The organism is Runella sp. MFBS21 (assembly GCF_029433105.1).
Lineage (GTDB): Bacteria > Bacteroidota > Bacteroidia > Cytophagales > Spirosomataceae > Runella.
In genome coordinates, this window is record NZ_JARNTW010000031.1 from 1 (window position 1) to 17209 (window position 17209).

At 41.2% G+C, this 17209-nt stretch carries 16 protein-coding genes and 1 tRNA gene; 6 read left to right on the forward strand and 11 right to left on the reverse strand.

Annotation, left to right across the window (positions count from 1 at the left end; genetic code table 11):
- Positions 1-198 precede the first annotated feature (198 nt).
- From P1X15_RS30520 to P1X15_RS30540, 5 genes are all read right to left on the reverse strand, one after another.
- Positions 199-1638: a tetratricopeptide repeat protein gene (locus tag P1X15_RS30520; protein WP_277341898.1), complete on the reverse strand. Its 1440-nt coding sequence runs from the start codon at positions 1636-1638 to the stop codon at positions 199-201.
- A gap of 165 nt (positions 1639-1803) precedes the next feature.
- The gene (gene gyrA / locus P1X15_RS30525) at positions 1804-4311 is read right to left on the reverse strand and encodes a DNA gyrase subunit A (protein WP_277341899.1); all 2508 of its coding nucleotides are present in this window, start codon (positions 4309-4311) and stop codon (positions 1804-1806) included.
- A gap of 57 nt (positions 4312-4368) precedes the next feature.
- Positions 4369-4593, reverse strand: a complete 225-nt coding sequence (locus P1X15_RS30530) for a hypothetical protein (protein WP_277341900.1) — start codon at positions 4591-4593, stop codon at positions 4369-4371.
- 133 nt (positions 4594-4726) lie between these two features.
- Positions 4727-4802 (reverse strand) — tRNA-Thr (locus P1X15_RS30535).
- A 78-nt stretch (positions 4803-4880) separates the two neighbouring features.
- On the reverse strand, positions 4881-6758 hold the full coding sequence (locus P1X15_RS30540) for a DUF349 domain-containing protein (protein WP_277341901.1): 1878 nt from the start codon (positions 6756-6758) through the stop codon (positions 4881-4883).
- An 82-nt stretch (positions 6759-6840) separates the two neighbouring features.
- On the opposite strand from P1X15_RS30540, the gene pdxH reads away from it, so the two are divergent.
- Both pdxH and P1X15_RS30550 read left to right on the forward strand, forming a co-directional pair.
- Positions 6841-7485 carry a pyridoxamine 5'-phosphate oxidase gene (gene pdxH, locus P1X15_RS30545; RefSeq protein WP_277341902.1) on the forward strand — a complete coding sequence of 215 codons (645 nt, stop codon included), beginning with the start codon at positions 6841-6843 and terminating at the stop codon, positions 7483-7485.
- A 161-nt stretch (positions 7486-7646) separates the two neighbouring features.
- On the forward strand, positions 7647-8585 hold the full coding sequence (locus tag P1X15_RS30550; RefSeq protein WP_277341903.1) for an NYN domain-containing protein: 939 nt from the start codon (positions 7647-7649) through the stop codon (positions 8583-8585).
- Between the two features lie 80 nt (positions 8586-8665).
- On the opposite strand, the gene P1X15_RS30555 is transcribed toward P1X15_RS30550, so the two are convergent.
- Both P1X15_RS30555 and P1X15_RS30560 read right to left on the reverse strand, forming a co-directional pair.
- Positions 8666-9844 (reverse strand): AGE family epimerase/isomerase, encoded by a 1179-nt coding sequence (locus P1X15_RS30555; protein ID WP_277341904.1) that lies wholly within the window; start codon positions 9842-9844, stop codon positions 8666-8668.
- Between the two features lie 72 nt (positions 9845-9916).
- Positions 9917-10885: a zinc dependent phospholipase C family protein gene (locus tag P1X15_RS30560; RefSeq protein WP_277341905.1), complete on the reverse strand. Its 969-nt coding sequence runs from the start codon at positions 10883-10885 to the stop codon at positions 9917-9919.
- A gap of 413 nt (positions 10886-11298) precedes the next feature.
- On the opposite strand from P1X15_RS30560, the gene P1X15_RS30565 reads away from it, so the two are divergent.
- Complete coding sequence (locus P1X15_RS30565) at positions 11299-11697, forward strand: Dabb family protein (protein ID WP_028667871.1); 399 nt, start codon at positions 11299-11301, stop codon at positions 11695-11697.
- Positions 11698-11780: 83 nt separating this feature from the next.
- Here P1X15_RS30565 and P1X15_RS30570 read toward each other — a convergent pair whose 3' ends face one another.
- A complete protein-coding gene (locus P1X15_RS30570; RefSeq protein WP_277341906.1) occupies positions 11781-12578 on the reverse strand; it encodes an anti-sigma factor in 798 nt (265 codons plus the stop codon).
- Positions 12575-13114: an RNA polymerase sigma factor gene (locus tag P1X15_RS30575; RefSeq protein ID WP_028667873.1), complete on the reverse strand. Its 540-nt coding sequence runs from the start codon at positions 13112-13114 to the stop codon at positions 12575-12577. Before P1X15_RS30575 ends, P1X15_RS30570 begins: the two co-directional genes overlap by 4 nt.
- A 161-nt stretch (positions 13115-13275) precedes the next feature.
- Between P1X15_RS30575 and P1X15_RS30580 the strand changes: the two genes are divergently transcribed.
- Both P1X15_RS30580 and P1X15_RS30585 read left to right on the forward strand, forming a co-directional pair.
- Entirely contained in the window at positions 13276-13707 is a 432-nt protein-coding gene (locus P1X15_RS30580; RefSeq protein ID WP_277341907.1) for a cation transporter, read from the forward strand.
- A 76-nt stretch (positions 13708-13783) separates the two neighbouring features.
- Positions 13784-14248 carry a group 1 truncated hemoglobin gene (locus tag P1X15_RS30585; RefSeq protein WP_277341908.1) on the forward strand — a complete coding sequence of 155 codons (465 nt, stop codon included), beginning with the start codon at positions 13784-13786 and terminating at the stop codon, positions 14246-14248.
- A gap of 138 nt (positions 14249-14386) precedes the next feature.
- Here P1X15_RS30585 and P1X15_RS30590 read toward each other — a convergent pair whose 3' ends face one another.
- A complete protein-coding gene (locus P1X15_RS30590; RefSeq protein WP_277341909.1) occupies positions 14387-15577 on the reverse strand; it encodes a class I SAM-dependent rRNA methyltransferase in 1191 nt (396 codons plus the stop codon).
- Between the two features lie 118 nt (positions 15578-15695).
- On the opposite strand from P1X15_RS30590, the gene P1X15_RS30595 reads away from it, so the two are divergent.
- On the forward strand, positions 15696-16532 hold the full coding sequence (locus P1X15_RS30595; RefSeq protein ID WP_277341910.1) for a sugar phosphate isomerase/epimerase: 837 nt from the start codon (positions 15696-15698) through the stop codon (positions 16530-16532).
- A 12-nt stretch (positions 16533-16544) separates the two neighbouring features.
- On the opposite strand, the gene P1X15_RS30600 is transcribed toward P1X15_RS30595, so the two are convergent.
- Positions 16545-17207 carry a vancomycin high temperature exclusion protein gene (locus P1X15_RS30600; RefSeq protein ID WP_277341911.1) on the reverse strand — a complete coding sequence of 221 codons (663 nt, stop codon included), beginning with the start codon at positions 17205-17207 and terminating at the stop codon, positions 16545-16547.
- Positions 17208-17209: the final 2 nt, after the last annotated feature.

Consider the following 17209-nt stretch of genomic DNA (forward strand, 5'->3'; position numbering starts at 1 on the left):
TCGATACAGTTCAATGACATGCCATCGAAAGGCACCTGTTTTGTACTTTTTCTTTAAATTAATAAAGCTGCTCACTTTCATAACTTTACACAATTTGTGTCAAGCTATTTCAGGGATATACAGTTTGTTTTATAATTTACATTATGTTAAATAAAACATTTAAAAATAAGGAGCAAGTTACCTTGCTCCTTATTTTTGCTATTTTACTTCTTCACAAACAACTTTGTTTGTCTCAAAATCTTTCATTACTATTTCCAATTGCTTAAGGATTTCAACTACTTGTTCTTCCTCTTTAGCTGCCTTCGCTTTTATGAAATAAGGCTCTGATTGCTTGAATTTACCACAAACTTTACCTTGAAGTGCTTTCCCTTTGGTATTGTAATCTTTCATATCCATGCTATCGATTTCTTTTTTCATCTCGACGGCTTCGTTAAAATAAAACACACCCATGTTGAAAAGTGCATCGTAATTGTTTGGATCAGCAGCCAAAGCTTTGTTATAAGCCTCTTTTTCGGCAGTACGAGCTAGAGTTAACTTTTGATTCAGTTCGGCGATTTTAGCACTTACATCCCCTAGCTTAGCGGCTTCTTCTTTTGCTTGAGCTAGCTCCGTTTTTGCTTCTTCCCAAGCAGCTTTATTTTCCTTCAATTTGGTTTCAAGCTCTGCTTTTTGGCGCTTTAAGTCAGCGTTTTTAGGTTGCTTTACAATTAGACCTGAAATACGTTTTACTTCATCATTAAAGACTTTCTCTGTCTCTTCTGCCTCTTTGATTTTCTTCTCAATTGGAGCTAATTTTTTACTAGACTCAGTCAGCTTACGAATCTCTGCGGCATGTTGAGTAGCTTCATTTCCATTTATAATACCCAAATTGAGCGCATACTGTGCATTTTTAGGCTCCAATTCGATGAGTTCTTTTAGAGCTACTTTCGCTTCTTCCAACCGTTGAGTATCAAGCAGTACATTAACACGCTCAGCTTTAAAAGCATTTTTACTTTCAGGCAAAACTTTCATACCTTTATCAAGTACCGCCAACGCCTTATCATTTTGCTTCTCCATACGATAGAGCTGCGCCAAAATTGCAAAGTTACCAGCATCCTTACCGCCTTTATCGATATAGCTTTCCATCATCGTAGCAGCTACGTCGTTTTTGTTACTTTTCATGGCACTATAAGCGCCATACAAAGGCGCTAGCGTATCTTTGGGGTTTACTTCTTGCGCAACATTGAAAAACTTAATAGCACCGTCATAGTTTCCAATTTGAAATTTCTCGGCACCTTGTTTCACCAAAGACGTCCCGAGGTTGGTACCAGCATCATCTGTTCCACCAGTGAGGTATTTTTGAGCTTCTTTGGTCACTTTGCCAGGCTTAGCCGCATCCACTTCTACTGCTTTTTTGAAGGAGTCGTAGGCTACAAGAGCTGCACTTGAATCCATTTCTGTATAAAGACGCGCGATTTCATCATATAGCTTACCACGGTCGAGCCAAGTACTTGATTTGGCCATGGCCTTAGGATCCGTAATCGCTTTATCGCTTTTTTCTTTGTCCTTTTTTTTCTGCTCTAGCAATAGTTTGTCCACTTGCCCAAAGGCAGTGATTGCAAAAAAACTTAAAGCAGATGTTACAATCAACTTTTTCATTTTGAGATAAGTTAGTATGATGTTAAAAATTTGTGCAAAAAACGGGATTTTGTGGGAGATATTATGGATTTTTAGATTGTTGAGATTAATAAAAATTATGAAAGCTTTCATTACTAATAAATTACGTTCATAATTCTACTTATTTTTTCTCAACAATCTATTCCATTAAATTTCGCTTGATGGCTCAGTTTGTGGGGTAGCCCCCTCCTCCCCTGCTTCTAGTTCTTCTTTTTCTATACGCGTCACGGAGGAGATTTCGTCTCCATCGGTGAGTTTAATGAGACGAACTCCTTGAGTATTGCGACCGGCGATTCTGATTTCTGAGACCGACATTCTAATCGCAATTCCTGATTTATTAATAATCATCAAATCGTCACTTTCCACTACTTCTTTGATAGCGACTAGATTTCCTACTTTATCAGTAATGTTCAACGTAGTTACGCCCTTCGCTCCGCGATTGGTTACACGGTATTCTTCAATAGGCGAACGCTTCCCATAACCATTTTCAGAAACTACCAATAGCTGCTTATCTAAGCTACTTACACAAAGCATTCCAATCGCCTTATTGGTAGTGCCTTCTTCGCCTAAGTCAATTCCTTTTACGCCAGCGGCGGTACGTCCCATTGGGCGTACTCGACCTTCATGAAAACGAACCGCTTTTCCTTCTTTTGAGGCGATGATGATTTCGTTGTCGCCATTGGTAAGTGCCACGTCCAAAAGTCGATCACCTTCATTGATTGTAATAGCTGCAATTCCATTCGCACGTGGACGTGAATAAGCCTCTAGCAACGTCTTCTTGATGGTTCCTTCTTCTGTACACATCACAATGTAGTTGTTATTGATATAATCTGCATTGCTCAGCGTGCGTACATTGATTACCGCTCTTACCTTATCTCCAGATTCAATATTAATCAAGTTTTGAATAGGTCTGCCTTTTGCTACTTTGCTTCCTTCTGGTATTTCATACACTTTTAACCAAAACAACTTACCATATTCTGTAAAAATAAGTAGGTAGTTGAGCATAGTAGCAGAGAAAAGGTGTTCGGTAAAGTCATCATCTTTGGTCGTAACGCCTCTTGATCCGACTCCTCCCCTGCCCTGTGTACGGTATTCGCCCAGGGGTGTGCGTTTGATATATCCTTGATGCGAAATTGTAATGAGCATTTCTTCATCCGCAATCATGTCTTCATCAGCAAACTCCTCGGCAGCGTATTCAATCTTTGAACGTCGCTCATCGCCATAGCGCGCCCTTAAATCGACCAATTCATCTTTAATGATTTGGAATTTTCGGGCTTCATTAGCAAGAATATCCTTCAAATCCTCAATCAATTTCATGAGGTCTTGGTATTCCTGAACGATTTTATCACGCTCCATACCCGTCAATCGCTGCAAACGCATATCCAAAATCGCGCGCGCTTGCACTTCGCTGAGGCCAAATTGTTCGATGAGGCCATTACGAGCTGTTTCTGGGTCTCTTGCACTGCGAATAAGCGAGATTACGGCGTCTAAGTTATCAAGTGCAATCAAAAGCCCTTCCAAGATATGCGCTCTTTTCTCGGCTTCTTTTAGGTCGTATTGTGTGCGGCGTGTGACCACTTCCAACCGATGCTCCACATAATACTTAATGAGGTCTTTTAAATTCAACATTGCAGGTCGCCCTTTAACCAAGGCGACATTGTTGATACTAAACGACGATTGGAGTGGTGTATACTTATAAAGGTGATTTAAGACAATATTGGGGATACTATCTTTTTTGAGCTCAAATACAATCCTTATCCCCTCACGATCTGACTCATCTCTGATAGCCGATATTCCTTCTAGCTTTTTATCGTTAACCATATCAGCGATGCGTTTGATCATCTCTGCTTTGTTAACCATGTAAGGAATTTCGGTAATCACTATTTGGTCACGGCCAGTGCGGGTTTGCTCAAAATTAGCCACCGCTCGCATAATAACCCGGCCACGTCCAGTTTCGTAGGCAGCTCTTACTCCTTGATACCCATATATAATCCCCCCCGTAGGAAAATCAGGGGCTTTGATATATTGTATGAGTTCTTGGATCGTAATATCATTATTTTCAAGATAGGCGATGGTCCCGTCGATTACTTCTGTCAGGTTATGAGGTGCCATGTTGGTTGCCATCCCTACGGCAATACCCGATGAGCCATTGAGCAATAAATTGGGCAGTTTGGCGGGTAAAACGGTAGGTTCTTCGTCCGAGTCGTCGTAGTTGGGCTGGAAGTTAACCGTGTCTTTATTAATATCGGTCAACATTTCTTCGGCAATACGTTTTAGGCGAGACTCTGTATAACGCATCGCTGCAGGCGAGTCACCATCCAACGACCCAAAGTTTCCTTGCCCATCAACCAGCGTGTAGCGCATCGACCATGGCTGAGCCAGACGTACCATGGTATCATAAATAGAGGCATCACCATGAGGGTGGTATTTAGCCATCACGTCTCCAACGGTACGGGCTGATTTTTTGTAGGGACGATTATGCAAAAAGCCCGATTCGTACATCGTATAAAGCACCCGACGGTGCACAGGCTTTAGTCCATCACGGGCATCCGGAAGCGCACGCGAGATGATAACCGACATTGAGTAGTCAATATAGGCCGTCCGCATCTCTTCCTCAATGTTAATGGGGATAATGTTGCTGGTGTTTTCTGACATAAACAAAAATTAAATGCTTTTGTACAAAAATACACCAAATACTTCATAAAGGCAAAATTAGGCCTTCTTACGCCGCTTTTCGTTGGCTTGGTCACGTTTTTCAGCGGCAGTTCTCGGTCGTCCAAAAAAATAAGGCTTTGGAAAGGTACCTCGCCCTCGCACAATAGGTCCCCCGTGGCTATGTTCGTGACGAACTTTACAACCTTTAATAGGGCATTGACGATACCAGCATCCTCCCAGACCCATCCCCAAGAAAATCAGTAGCAGTAATTTTTTAAACATAACAATAATGGGTAGGAATACACTTTTATTTTTTATAACGGCTACATCATTCAATTTATTGGTTTGTGAAGACGCTACTTATAGAGGTTAGGCTATAAAAGCAAAAAACCTGACAGAAATTGTCAGGTTTTCTTGGAGCCCCCAGCCGGGATCAAACCAGCGACCTACTGATTACAAGTCAGTTGCTCTATCAGCTGAGCTATGGAGGCGTTCCGTATTTTGGTGATGCAAAGGTACGTGTTTAGTTTATATCACGCAAGCTTTCTAGCAAAAAAATTACAACTTTTTTAGAGTGCTTCACGCAAAATTTTCAGTTGATGCTTTAAATCAGCAAGTTGCTTTTGAGCTACTATAATTTTTTTCTCAAATTCTGCACGCACTTTTTCTCCATTTTTGGAGCGGCCAAAGAATTCGATATTATTTTGCCATATAGTCAAATCATTTTCGATTTGAGTCATTTTACGGCGAATATCCCCTTCTTTACGCTGCAAGCTACGAATTGATTCGCCGTCGGTAGCCATAGCTACTTCATTTTCCAAAATCACCTGCTCTTTTTCTTTAGTAGAGAGCTTCCCGATGGCACTTACATAGGAATTGACGGCATCAATGTAGCGTTTGTTGATACTTTGCATATCTTTTTTGGGCACAAAACCTACACTCGACCATTCTGCCTTAAAGGCATTCAGATCATTGAGATTGGCTTCACCTGGTTTAGCGCCTGCTTCTATTTTGGCACAAATGGCTTGTTTTTTAGCCAAGTTTTCAACAAACTCTTTCTCAACTTCTGAATTTTTAGCGCGTTTGCGATCAAAGTAAGCATCACAGGCCTTCTTGAATCTATCAAAGATAGAATCTTTAAATTTCTCTGGTACTTGCCCGATTTGTTTCCATTGCTTTTGTAGCGCAATTACTTTATCCGTATTCGACGAGTTATCTTCGCCCGTTGCCAAGATAGCTTCAACGGCTTCACAAAGCTCGGTTTTCAGTTTGAGATTTTGCTCTCTCTTAGCCTCCAATTGACGGAAAAACTCTCCTTTGTTATGGAAGAATGTTTTTAAGGTAGCCCAGAATTTTTTGCTTAACTCACGTCCTTCTTCACGTAGCATTTGTCCTTTGGCACTTACCCATTGCTCTTGAAGTGCGACTACCTCTTTGGTCTTGTCATTCCATTCATTGATACTATTGGAATTGAAAGACGTATAGGGTACTAAGGTCTCATATATCTTCGATTTGATTTCGTAGTTTTGAGCTAGTACTTGTTTTTGCTCTTCTGATTGGGCTCTACGAGCATCATAGAGAGAATCAAGCGCCGTTTTCATGCGTTGCCACAGCAACTCTTGTTCTGCTTTGGGGCCGGGTCCGATGTGCTTATATTCCTCAAACAAGCTATTAGCTTCTTCGAGCGCAGCTTTACCTAGTGACTTTTCCTTGAGATTCTCAGCGATAGCTTCTACCTTCTCTACCAGCTCAGCCTTCAACTGAAGGTTTTTTTTGCGGTCTAGCTCTTTAAGTTCAAAATAGATATTTCTGTTGCTGTAATATCTATCAATAAGTGCATGATAAGTGGCCCACAAGGTACTATTATGTGGAGAGGCTATATTGCCCGCAGCTTTCCATTCATCCTGAATTTTCTTAAACTCTTGCCAGCTAGTACCTGGATTTTTGGTATTGACTTCGTCGGCGTCCACTAGTTCTCTCAAGCGTTGAAGTAGCTGTGTTTTAAGGGCGAAGTTTTTATCTTTAGATTTTTCTAAATCTTGAAAATAATGATTTTTAATGTCCTTGATTTGACGATACAGCGTCTCAAAGCGCTGCGTCAAGTCATCGGGCTTGAATTCAAATCCGTCTTCTGAGTCATTTTCAGCAACAAACCGTTGCAATGCTTCCTCCCGTTCGGATTTTTTTATTTGGTCAAAAAAGACCTTTGCCTCCTTTAGGACTTCATCTACCCGTTTAAAATCACCAGGCTTGGCATTTTCATTTTTTGCAATTGCCAATTGGCTTTCCAACAAGTTTACAAAGCCGTTTTTGTCTAGTTGACTATAGTCAACTGACTGTTCCTCAACCACTTCAAAATCTTCCATGGCATCGACACTCTGTTGAGTGAGTTGTTCGCTTTCGCTTAGTTCTGCTCCGTCGTTAATCATCGTAAATGTGCTAGTCATCGCTTAGATTTGCAAAAATAATAAATATAGCCGTTTTTCGGTGTTTAAAATAGGTTTTTAGTTTTTCAAAAAAAATATACGTATGCCAACCTCCAAAATTGCAGACCTTCGAAAAGATTATTCATTAAACGGATTTTCGGAACAAGATGTTTTAGAAAACCCGATTGACCAGTTTAAAAGATGGTTTGACGAAGCTCTAAACGCCCAAGTGATTGAGCCTAACGCTATGCACCTAAGTACCGTGGATAGTGAAGGGCAACCTCACGGCCGTATTGTTTTATTGAAAGAGGTATACAATTCTAGTTTTGTTTTTTATACCAATTATAATAGCAATAAAAGTGCCGATTTAGAAAAAAATCCCCTTGCCTCACTCACCTTTTGGTGGGCCGAACTAGAAAGACAAGTACGGATTTTGGGTAAAGTCGAAAAAGTAAGTGATGCGGAGTCTGACGCTTACTTTGCCATTCGGCCGCGAGGAAGTCAGATAGGAGCTTGGGTATCTGACCAAAGTAAAGTAATAGAAAGCCGAGATGTATTGAATCAAAAACTTGCTTTTTATGAGGCGAAGTTTGCTAATATTTCCATTCCTAGACCTCCTCATTGGGGTGGCTATCGTCTGATTCCCAGCGAGATAGAATTTTGGCAAGGACGCCCTAGCCGACTCCATGATCGGATCAGATACCAATCCCACGAGCAAAATTGGAAATTCGAACGTTTATCTCCTTAAATAAGACCAAAGCCTTCTAAGTCTCTTCCTCAAACAATCCGTCTTCAATCACGGTTAAAGTTTTTGAAGTCGACTACTTGTATTCTTGTTTTAATCAGTATATTATTACCAAATTACCCGCAATCATACCCTACTTTCAACTTATATATTTACTTAAAATTATGTTTAACAAAAATCCCAATAGTCTAACCCGTATCGGAGTATTTTATGACGGCAACTATTTTTTGCATGTAAGTAATTACTATAATTACACTCACGAACGTCGCAGTCGAATTAGTATCAATGGCCTTCACGATTTTGTCAGACAAAAAGTAGCCGAATTAGAAAATAGCGAAACTAGATTATGTCAAATTGTTGATGCTCATTATTTTCGGGGGCGCCTCACCGCAGGCGAAGCTAGCCAAAGAGGAGATTTACTGTATTATGAACGCGTTTTTGACGATATCTTAATGTCAGAAGGTGTCACTACTCATTATCTTCCAGTAAGAAGCTCACTTGGAAAAAAATACGAAAAAGGAATTGACGTTTGGCTTGCACTCGAAGCTTTTGAAATGGCTTTTTACAAGCGTTTTGATGTGTTGGTACTGATTGCAGCTGATGGCGATTATGTACCTCTTGTTCGGAAACTTAATACTCTAGGGACTCGTGTCATGGTATTAGGTTGGGATTTTGAATATACCGACGAGGATGGTAGCAGATTTTATACGCGCACTTCTCAAGACCTGTTAGCCGAAGTAACCTACCCTGTTGCGATGCAAGATGTCATTAATGGTCGCGATGAAGCACTTACTAATCAACTATTTGTACCCAGAAACAAAGGAAAGATATTTACTAAACAAGGAGAAGTAGCTTCCGAAAACACCTCAGAGGTCTCGCCCGATACTGACTTAACGGGCGACCACCGTAAAGAAAGTTATATTTTATCTTTAAAAGAAGGTTTTGGATTTATAAAGTATCCTCCCAACAACGTATTCTTCCATTATACAAGTCTTCGTGATTATGATTTCAATGACTTACTCATTGGTGATCGGGTACAATTCACCCTCGAAGAAAAAGAAGGCGGCAGAGCAGTTGGGTATGATGTAGTGGTTTTACAGTAGTACTTTTAATTTTATATCAAAAACCTCCCTTGAGTTGCCTCTTAGGGAGGTTTTTGTATTTAGCCCCCCACTCTTTTCACTTAATGTTTATTACTTAATCGGCGTACTACCTCATAGCAAGCGCGACTGTTGTGATAAGGGCATTTCCAAAAACTCACTTTATCGCCTTTCACCTGACTATGGTCTACCTTGACAGTACCGTACCAATCTCCCTTTTGACGATCAATAAAATACATCTTGATAAACGCCCAACTCTTATCGGCTTTTACCCGAAAATGGCTTTCTCCGCTGAGTTGATACGCATTCAAAAACCCTACCATCTGCTCGGCTAGTACCCACCAGCTCCGGTCTTGGTTGCGGTGGCCGGTAGCGGGATCAAACTCATAGTCCAACGCCCCGTCTTCGCCAAGTCCAGTGCATGCGGCTTCGGCCATTTTGAGACACACTTTTTTGACGCGTTCGCTACGCTCATGGTCTCCAAGTACTTCGGCGGTCTCCCACAGAAGCCAAGAAGCTTCAATATCATGCCCATAAGAAATCGTCTCATCTTTGGGTTTCCAATTTTGGTCAAAAAACAAACGCAATCGATAAGTATCTGGACTTATTAATTTATCCAAAAAAGCATCTGTCAAATGAATCACCCGCTGACGCAGCAACGCGTCAGGCCACACTCTATACAAATTAGTAAAAGCTTCGATGATATGTAAATGCGTATTTTGGGATTTGTTCCAAGGCATCTTACTCAATATCAAATCATCCACGACACTCCAATCACTGCCAAAAGCCTCGAAATATCCTCCCTGAGACGAATCGTACCCATGCTTGTCTACCACTTGAAAAAGCTCTTTTGCAAAATCCAAAGCAGGCAAAAACTTGGATGCCGCATAGTATTCACTCAACCCATAGATGGCAAAAGAATGCCCATAAAGCTGCTTACGGGTTTCGAGCGGCGCGCCCAAAGCCGTAACCGACCAATACACCCCGCCGTTTTTAGAATCACGAAAATGATTATAGAGATAATGATAAGCTCTATCGGCCAATACCAAATACTTACGGCGTTTGAAGTGACGATAAGCCAAAGAGAACGTCCATAATACACGACTAATAAGAATAATAGACCGAGGAGCATCTAGCACAGGCTGGTTTTCGTAGGTAACACGACCGTGGAATCCTCCCCGCTCATAATCGGGCGTGTACTTTTCCCAATAAGCCAATATACGTTTCCATTCAGCAAGGTTTTCGCGGGCAAGAGTTTCCATATGTTGCGGAATTAGCAATAGTTTTGTTGTCCATTCTTAAAGAATCCCTTGACAAATATATAATCACTGATTTTAGTTTTCGGCTTCCGAACGTACATTCAATAAGCGTTTTAGCCAGTTTCGTTTTTCATCCTCTTCTGCCGTCTGTTCTTCTTGATTTTCTTTCAGCGTTGCCAAAGACACCATATCAGGCTGTCCTGCATCCACCCAGCATGTATACCAAAAATCGCCTATCATCTTCACTGATGTCCTCATTTGCCGCTCCACTTGTCGGTCGAGCATTTGATGATACTTTTGGCTAAATTCGCGAGAATAGGTTTTTACAATTACCCCATTCCGGTCTTCAAGTACAAACTTTTGCTCTGGTCTTATTTTTTGAGACAACTCACGCTCAAATCGCAACACACTGTCTAAAGCGGCATTGGCCTGACGTACCGCTTGCCATGCCCTATGGGCGACCTTAGGCTCATAAGAAGCGGCTCCTACAAACATATCATATTCTTCGGCAAACAATTCCGCTAAACGTGATTCCCAAAAAGCGTGGATTCCTTCCTGTCCAGTAAGCTGTCCGTTGTAGTTGCGAGTGGTATGCAATGGCACATTGGCATCGGCAATATAATGACCCAAGTCAGCGGCTACCCGCAGAATACGACTTGCGTTTCGTTGCCGAAATGCCTCTGTAAGTTGATATTTATACATCTGAATGGCCCACGGGACTATTCCATGAAGAGCCAAGGTATCTTCTCCGTATCGTTTGACAGCATCTGGCCAATAATAGGGCAACTTATACAAAGCACTATCTCCATACGCTTCTGCATCGATATAATGCCGAGGCGCTTCTCCCACTACTGCGTAGCGACGCTTATCGGGATTGACGGCATTGTCGGTAAGATAAGCGATATGTTTTTTGAAAAAAGGCTGCATTTCAATGGGCAATGTAAATACGGCCAAGCGATTGATACGCTGATGCGCCCAAAAACCCCACATCATTCGCTCTTTTGCGCCTAAAAAAAACAAACTGAGCCCAATGAGGAGATACATTTTATAATTAATCGCCCTCAGTATCCTCAAAAAAAGGATTATCCAACAAAATTTTATTTTGTTTTGACCCAAAAACCTATATTGTAAAATTGTGATTTTTGGCTTCATAAAATATGATTTCTATAAAAAAAATTGAATCAAACATAAAAATTACCCTTACAAAACAACTGATATTCAGAAAAATGAGCACTTTTTGATTTTTTTCACTTAAAACAGTAGTCAGCAATCTAAAAAGAGTGTTTTGAACATTTTAATATCATCATAATTTGATTTGGCAAAATTGTATATATACAAAATAGATACAATTATTTATTAAAAATATACAATTTTATTTTTTAAAAACGTTAATTTTGCAACGTATTCTAAAAATCAGTTTTTACCGTTATTTCAATCGATTCAATAAGTTTTCAATCATGAACAAGAAAAAAATCATCGGATACATCAAACCAATCTTTGGACTTTGCGTTTTTATGCTCATCATTTATGGTGCATATACTCCAAGCCAAAAAGCAAACATCCAAAAAATCGTTTGTATCAAGTTTAAAAGCGATGCTTCAGTGGCTGACATTGAGCGTCACATGAACGAATTTGCACAACTGCGCCGCGAAATTCCTCAAATGGTAGCTTACTCAGGAGGTAAAACTTTGAGCGTAGCTAGTAAGCCTGAATACGATGCGATGCACTATCTTACTTTTCGTAGCCAGGATGACATAACTGCTTTCCAAAATCACCCTAAGTACCAAGATTTTGTTAAAAACAACCAGAATATTTGGGAAAAAGAGCTGGTAATTGATGCCAATATCCTAAAGTAAGAGACGCTGATTATCAAAAAAGTCACAAAAAAACTCCGCTACTGGTAGCGGAGTTTTTTTTGTTTGTTCCTAAAAGGAAGCACCTAGCTAGTCACCTTACCCATCACATACAACTCCGATAAAGTAGGCACTGGATTTCCTCCTTTGCGTTCGAGGGTCACGGCAAAAGCATCCGCTTGCGGAATTGCTTTCATTTTTTGTAAGGAACCCGTCACATCAAACACCCCCAAATCTACTGGTTTGCCGCCTACTAATGCCCACAACTGATATTGCTTATCGGAGGCTGGTGTAGGCAATGAAAGCACATTTAGCTGTACTTCTTGGGTTTTGGCATTCCACACTACTCTCACCGCACTGCTGGGCGACTTCTCTACGCCTTTCAGGGTCACAAATTGATTATCGACACTGCTCAGCCCTGCTACTAACTCGGTTTGCTGTTGGAGCTGTTGTGTTTGTTGTTGCAACTCAGTTTGCTGCTTTGCTACTGTTTGAGATAGGGTATCTACTTTAGCATTAAAGTACACTACCGAGCCAATCAATGCGGCTACCGAAGCGGCAGCAACCCATCCCCACTGAAACGAATTATTGCGGGAATTGAGCGGTAATACCGGCGTCTCGTCTTCAGTACTTACTTCTTCTTGAACTTCTTCCTCTTTAAATTCCAATTGCGCCATAATTTTCTCTTTAAGCGACGCAGGAGGAGACACACTATGGGCAAAAGCATAGCGTTCGACTGCTTCACTAAGTTGTTCAAGCTCAGCCTTTATTTCAGGATAGATTTTAGAAAGGCACTCCACTTCTCGACGCTCTTGTTCTGAAACATTGCCCGAAAGGTAGTCTTCCAAAACCCCCGATTCGATATATTCTTTTGTGTTAATCATGAACTAAAAAATTTTCTTAAATCCCTGAGGGCACTTCTTACACGAGTTTTTACCGTTCCAAGGGGCATGCTAAGCCGCTGGGCGGCCTCCTCATGCGTGTAACCTCCCCAATATACCATTTCAATCAGCGTCTGCTGCTCCGGTTTGAGTTGCGAAACTATTTCACGCAGCTCGTTGCTATCTAGCTCGTTGTAGATGTTTTGATTCCCTTCTACCCAATATACGGCAGAATCAATCTCTTGGATTTCTGGACGATTGACCCTTAAGTAGTCGATAGAAGTGTTACGTGCGATATTGAGCATCCAAGTAAACAACCGTCCCTTTCCCACATCGTATTGGGAAATATTTTTCCAGATTTTAACGAAGATTTCTTGCAACAAGTCTTGTGCCGTTTCTTCTGAGCGAACGACCTTCAACACTATGCCATACAAAGCATCGGAGTAGTTGTCGTATAAATAATTGAATGCTTGACGATCTTGCCTTCGCAGCATTTCAACCAATTCGCCTTCATTGTATTTTGGCAATTTTCCTCCCATATAAAGGTTTTAGAGTCTTTCTGATTGTACTTATGTACACTTATCGTTAAAAGAGAATGGATTTATTCATTTTGCGAAGATGCAATTTCAAAAAAAAAAATCAACCCACGAAATCTATTTTAAGGACACTTGCCGTAAGTACGACAAAACAACCTCCAATCATGAAAGCAATCTTATCAAAAACACTAAAAATGTCGGCTTATACCTTGGCTATACTCTTTGGAGCTTTTGTGGTATATGCCAATTGGGAACCTGCTCCTATGCATGCTTATGTAAAACCCATAAGCATGACTATTTTGAAAGTAAACGGCCTTACTAATCTCAATGAAGCTAATGAAGTAAAGGAAAAAGTAAGTAAAACTTCGGGTGTGACTGCTTGCGCAGCCAATCCTACCAATCAGCTCGTAAGTATTACTTTTGACCCTGATCAAACATCCGCCCAATCACTTACGCAACTAGTGAGCAACATTACAAGCACAGATGTTCAAAACGCATCCTTTGAAGGTGAGGAGCCATCGGGCCCTGAATGCCCGGTTCCCCATGAGTACATTTTAGCTTTTGAGCGTGCAAAGTATGCCCTTTGTTTTCGATAAATAAACCCCCTCTAAAAAGACAACTATCCCAAACGTATGTTTTTATTAACACCAAACAATTAAAATTTTAAAGAACATGAAAAAGACATTATTGATTTTCTCGGTAGCATTAGTAACCTTGATGAGTTCTTGCAAAAAAGAAGAAGAGACTCCCGCACCTACCTTATACGAGCGCCTCGGAGGTGTCAATGCCATCTCAGCGGTAGTTGACCAATTCATCGCAAACGTAGCTGCCGACCCCAAAATGGTGCGTACTTTTAAACCATTACTTGATGAAGTAGCGGCTGGAAAAACGACTCGTGTAACTGCCCTACGCAACAATCTCATCGATCAAATCGGCCAAGCAAGTGGAGGACCACAAGTATATAAAGGCAAAGACATGGTGACTGCCCATAAAGGAATGAAAATCACCGACGATGAATTTAACTCCCTCGTTAATGATTTGGTAATGGCACTTGATAAGTTTAAAGTACCAACTACCGAAAAAAATGAGCTACTTGGCGTATTGGGAGGATTAAAAGGAATGATTGTAAATCAATAAAAAAGTACCAAACAGGTCATGTTAGATATGCACGGCCTTCGTTGATACTTCTACATAGATAGTTTTCAAGTAAGTAGTAAGAGGGTTGGATAGTTGAGTGTTACATCAGGGTCTTACTGAAAGACCCTGATGTTTTTGCTATTCAACCCATAGTACCAAACCTTTGAGGTAGCTTCCTTCTGGATGAAAAAGATTGACTGGATGGTCGGGTGGCTGGGTAATCTGATGTAGTACCCGCACCTGACGCCCTGCTTCGATAGCCGCCGCCACTACTGTGTTATAAAACAATTCGCGATCTACCACCTGCGAGCAGGAAAAGGTAAACAAAATGCCATTGGACTTAAGATGGCGAATCCCCTCTGCATTGAGTCTTTTATAGCCCTGAACTGCCCTGTGCCGAGCTGACATACTTTTGGCAAAAGCGGGAGGATCTAGTACCATCACGTCATAAGTATCAGAAGTTTTTTTCAAAAAAGCCATTACATCTTCCGCATAAGCTTGGTGGCGCTGTTCTTCTCCGAAATTAGCTTCAACGTTTTTGTTGGTTAGTTCAATGGCTTTCTTTGAGACATCTACCGAATCTACCGACTTGGCTCCCGCAGCTAGCGCATAGATGGAAAACCCACCCGAATAACAGAAAGCATTTAAAACGTCTTTGTCTTTGACATACCTCCCCAATAGTTGACGATTGTCGCGCTGATCTAGGAAAAAACCCGTTTTTTGGCCTGTCTCCCAGTCTATCATAAAAGTATGACCGTTTTCTTTGACACCATGCGGTACCTGACTTGTACCCATCAAATATTGATTCTGAATCGTTTGTCCAAATTGTTCGGGCAGGGTATCGGCACTTTTATTGTAGATTGCTTTGAGTTCCGTACCAAACACCTCAGCTAAGGCTTGGCTTATCTCTCCCAACGAACGGTACATTCCTATCGAATGGGCCTGTATCACCAACACCCCGTCATAATAATCCACAATGAGTCCTGGTAAGCCATCTCCTTCGCCATGAACAAGCCGATAGCAATTGGTAATATTTTCTACAATGCCTTCATGTAAGATTGATTTTCTTAGCATCCACGCTTTTTGAAGCTTTTGTTTCCAAAACAAAACATCTGGGGTAACCTGCTGAAAACTAAAAATTTTAACGGCAATATTGCCTTGGTGAAAATGCCCCGTAGCAAGGTACGCTCCTTTGCTGTCACATACTTCTACTACGTCGCCATCTTGGGGTTGGCCTTTGATGCGCCCTATGGCTCCCGAAAACACCCAAGGATGAAAACGCCGAATAGCTTCGTCTCGATGAGGCTTTAAAATAACTTGATGAAACAAGGACACAGTTTTTAGATTGATTGGTTTGAGGCGACAAAAATACTTAGACCCATGCAAGTAGAATGCTTTTTATTCGTTTTTTTGTTTTTTGAATACATCACTAACCAACTTATTATTCATGAATCGTCGCGATTTTATTAAGCAGTCTACCGCACTTGGAGCGGGTATAGTCCTAAGTAGCAGCCTTTTTGCAGAAGCCAAACGTCTCAAAAAATTTGGAGTACAACTATATAGTGTTCGTGATTTGATGCCCAAAGATCCCAAAGGTACCATGAAGCAACTGGCCGAAATGGGCTATACTCAATTTGAAAGCTATGGTGGGCCTGATTTTTTGTGGGGAATGAGTCCTAAAGAATGCAAAACATTTCTGGGAGATTTAGGGGTAAAAATGGTCAGTACTCACTTCGATATGAACAAAGACCTTGACAAAAACATCGAAAGAGGAGCAGAAGCAGGTCTAAAGTATATGCTGTGCCCCTATTTGGGCCCCCAAAAAAGCCTTGACGAATGGAAGAAAAAAGCGGAACTCTTCAACCAAGTAGGTGAAAAAGTAACCAAGGCTGGAATGAAATTTGGGTATCACAACCACGACTATTCATTTAAGGCAATGGAAGGACAAATTCCTCAAGAATTGTTGCTTGCCAATACGAACCCTAAATATGTAATGTTTGAGCTAGATTTGTGCTGGATTGTAGCCTCAGGACAGAATGCCGTAGCTCACCTCGAAAAATATGGCAAACGCTACGAGCTAGTTCACATCAAAGATATGGTCCTGGACAATGGTCGCGTATCCCAAAAGGACTTGGGCAAAGGCGCCATGGATTTTGATACTATTTTGAAAGCGGCGAAAAAAGCTGGAATTAAGTACTACATCGTGGAGCAAGAGCAATATCCTAGCTCTTCGATTGAAAGTATGAAAGTAGATGCTGAATGGATGAAACAGCTTTCGGTATAAGAAGGCGGATACTTACTTTCCGAAAGCCTTAGCAGCTTTCGGAAAGTCAAATATTTGGGTTTCTCTTACTCCTGCTTCAGGCTTCAATACATATACATCGAGCATTGCTTTGGGGCGCGCGAGGTATTCTCGAATGAGCGTTCTGACTGAGTAACCTTCTGGCACATCTTGTGCCGCAAACCCAATGGCATCAAGGCCTTCGTGCTCGGCCAAATACAGAGCACGGGCATTGTGAAAATTTTGCGAAATCACCGTCACACGCTCTTGCCCATATACCTCCCTACAGCGCACTACCGAATCATAAGTACGATAGCCTGCCGTGTCTAATAGCATAGCGTCTTCGGGTACACCTAGCTGGGTGAGTGCCTGCTTCATGGCTTTGGGTTCGTCGTAAGTCTCGGCTTCTTTGTTACCACTCAAAATTAAGTATTTTACTTTTCCTTCTTTGTAGAGAAGTGCCGAAGCTTCCATGCGATACCTAAAAAACAAATTTTCTTTTCCTCTTGCCACATACTTGCTCGTCCCTAGTACCAAACCTACATCCGTAGAGGGAAGTAATTTCAGATCAAAATAAACTTTACTACGGGTGGTATCAACGACAATCCAATTACATAAAAGCACTAGCACGACCACACTAAAGCCCACCCACAAACCAGCCTTAACGAGTTTTTTCATCA

Bases quoted from the DNA above. Each gene is read 5' to 3' on its own strand.
- P1X15_RS30520 (WP_277341898.1), bottom strand. From the start codon at position 1,638: ATGAAAAAGTTGATTGTAACATCTGCTTTAAGTTTTTTTGCAATCACT.
- gyrA (WP_277341899.1), bottom strand. From the start codon at position 4,311: ATGTCAGAAAACACCAGCAACATTATCCCCATTAACATTGAGGAAGAG.
- P1X15_RS30530 (WP_277341900.1), bottom strand. From the start codon at position 4,593: ATGTTTAAAAAATTACTGCTACTGATTTTCTTGGGGATGGGTCTGGGA.
- P1X15_RS30540 (WP_277341901.1), bottom strand. From the start codon at position 6,758: ATGACTAGCACATTTACGATGATTAACGACGGAGCAGAACTAAGCGAA.
- pdxH (WP_277341902.1), top strand. From the start codon at position 6,841: ATGCCAACCTCCAAAATTGCAGACCTTCGAAAAGATTATTCATTAAAC.
- P1X15_RS30550 (WP_277341903.1), top strand. From the start codon at position 7,647: ATGTTTAACAAAAATCCCAATAGTCTAACCCGTATCGGAGTATTTTAT.
- P1X15_RS30555 (WP_277341904.1), bottom strand. From the start codon at position 9,844: ATGGAAACTCTTGCCCGCGAAAACCTTGCTGAATGGAAACGTATATTG.
- P1X15_RS30560 (WP_277341905.1), bottom strand. From the start codon at position 10,885: ATGTATCTCCTCATTGGGCTCAGTTTGTTTTTTTTAGGCGCAAAAGAG.
- P1X15_RS30565 (WP_028667871.1), top strand. From the start codon at position 11,299: ATGAACAAGAAAAAAATCATCGGATACATCAAACCAATCTTTGGACTT.
- P1X15_RS30570 (WP_277341906.1), bottom strand. From the start codon at position 12,578: ATGATTAACACAAAAGAATATATCGAATCGGGGGTTTTGGAAGACTAC.
- P1X15_RS30575 (WP_028667873.1), bottom strand. From the start codon at position 13,114: ATGGGAGGAAAATTGCCAAAATACAATGAAGGCGAATTGGTTGAAATG.
- P1X15_RS30580 (WP_277341907.1), top strand. From the start codon at position 13,276: ATGAAAGCAATCTTATCAAAAACACTAAAAATGTCGGCTTATACCTTG.
- P1X15_RS30585 (WP_277341908.1), top strand. From the start codon at position 13,784: ATGAAAAAGACATTATTGATTTTCTCGGTAGCATTAGTAACCTTGATG.
- P1X15_RS30595 (WP_277341910.1), top strand. From the start codon at position 15,696: ATGAATCGTCGCGATTTTATTAAGCAGTCTACCGCACTTGGAGCGGGT.
- P1X15_RS30600 (WP_277341911.1), bottom strand. From the start codon at position 17,207: ATGAAAAAACTCGTTAAGGCTGGTTTGTGGGTGGGCTTTAGTGTGGTC.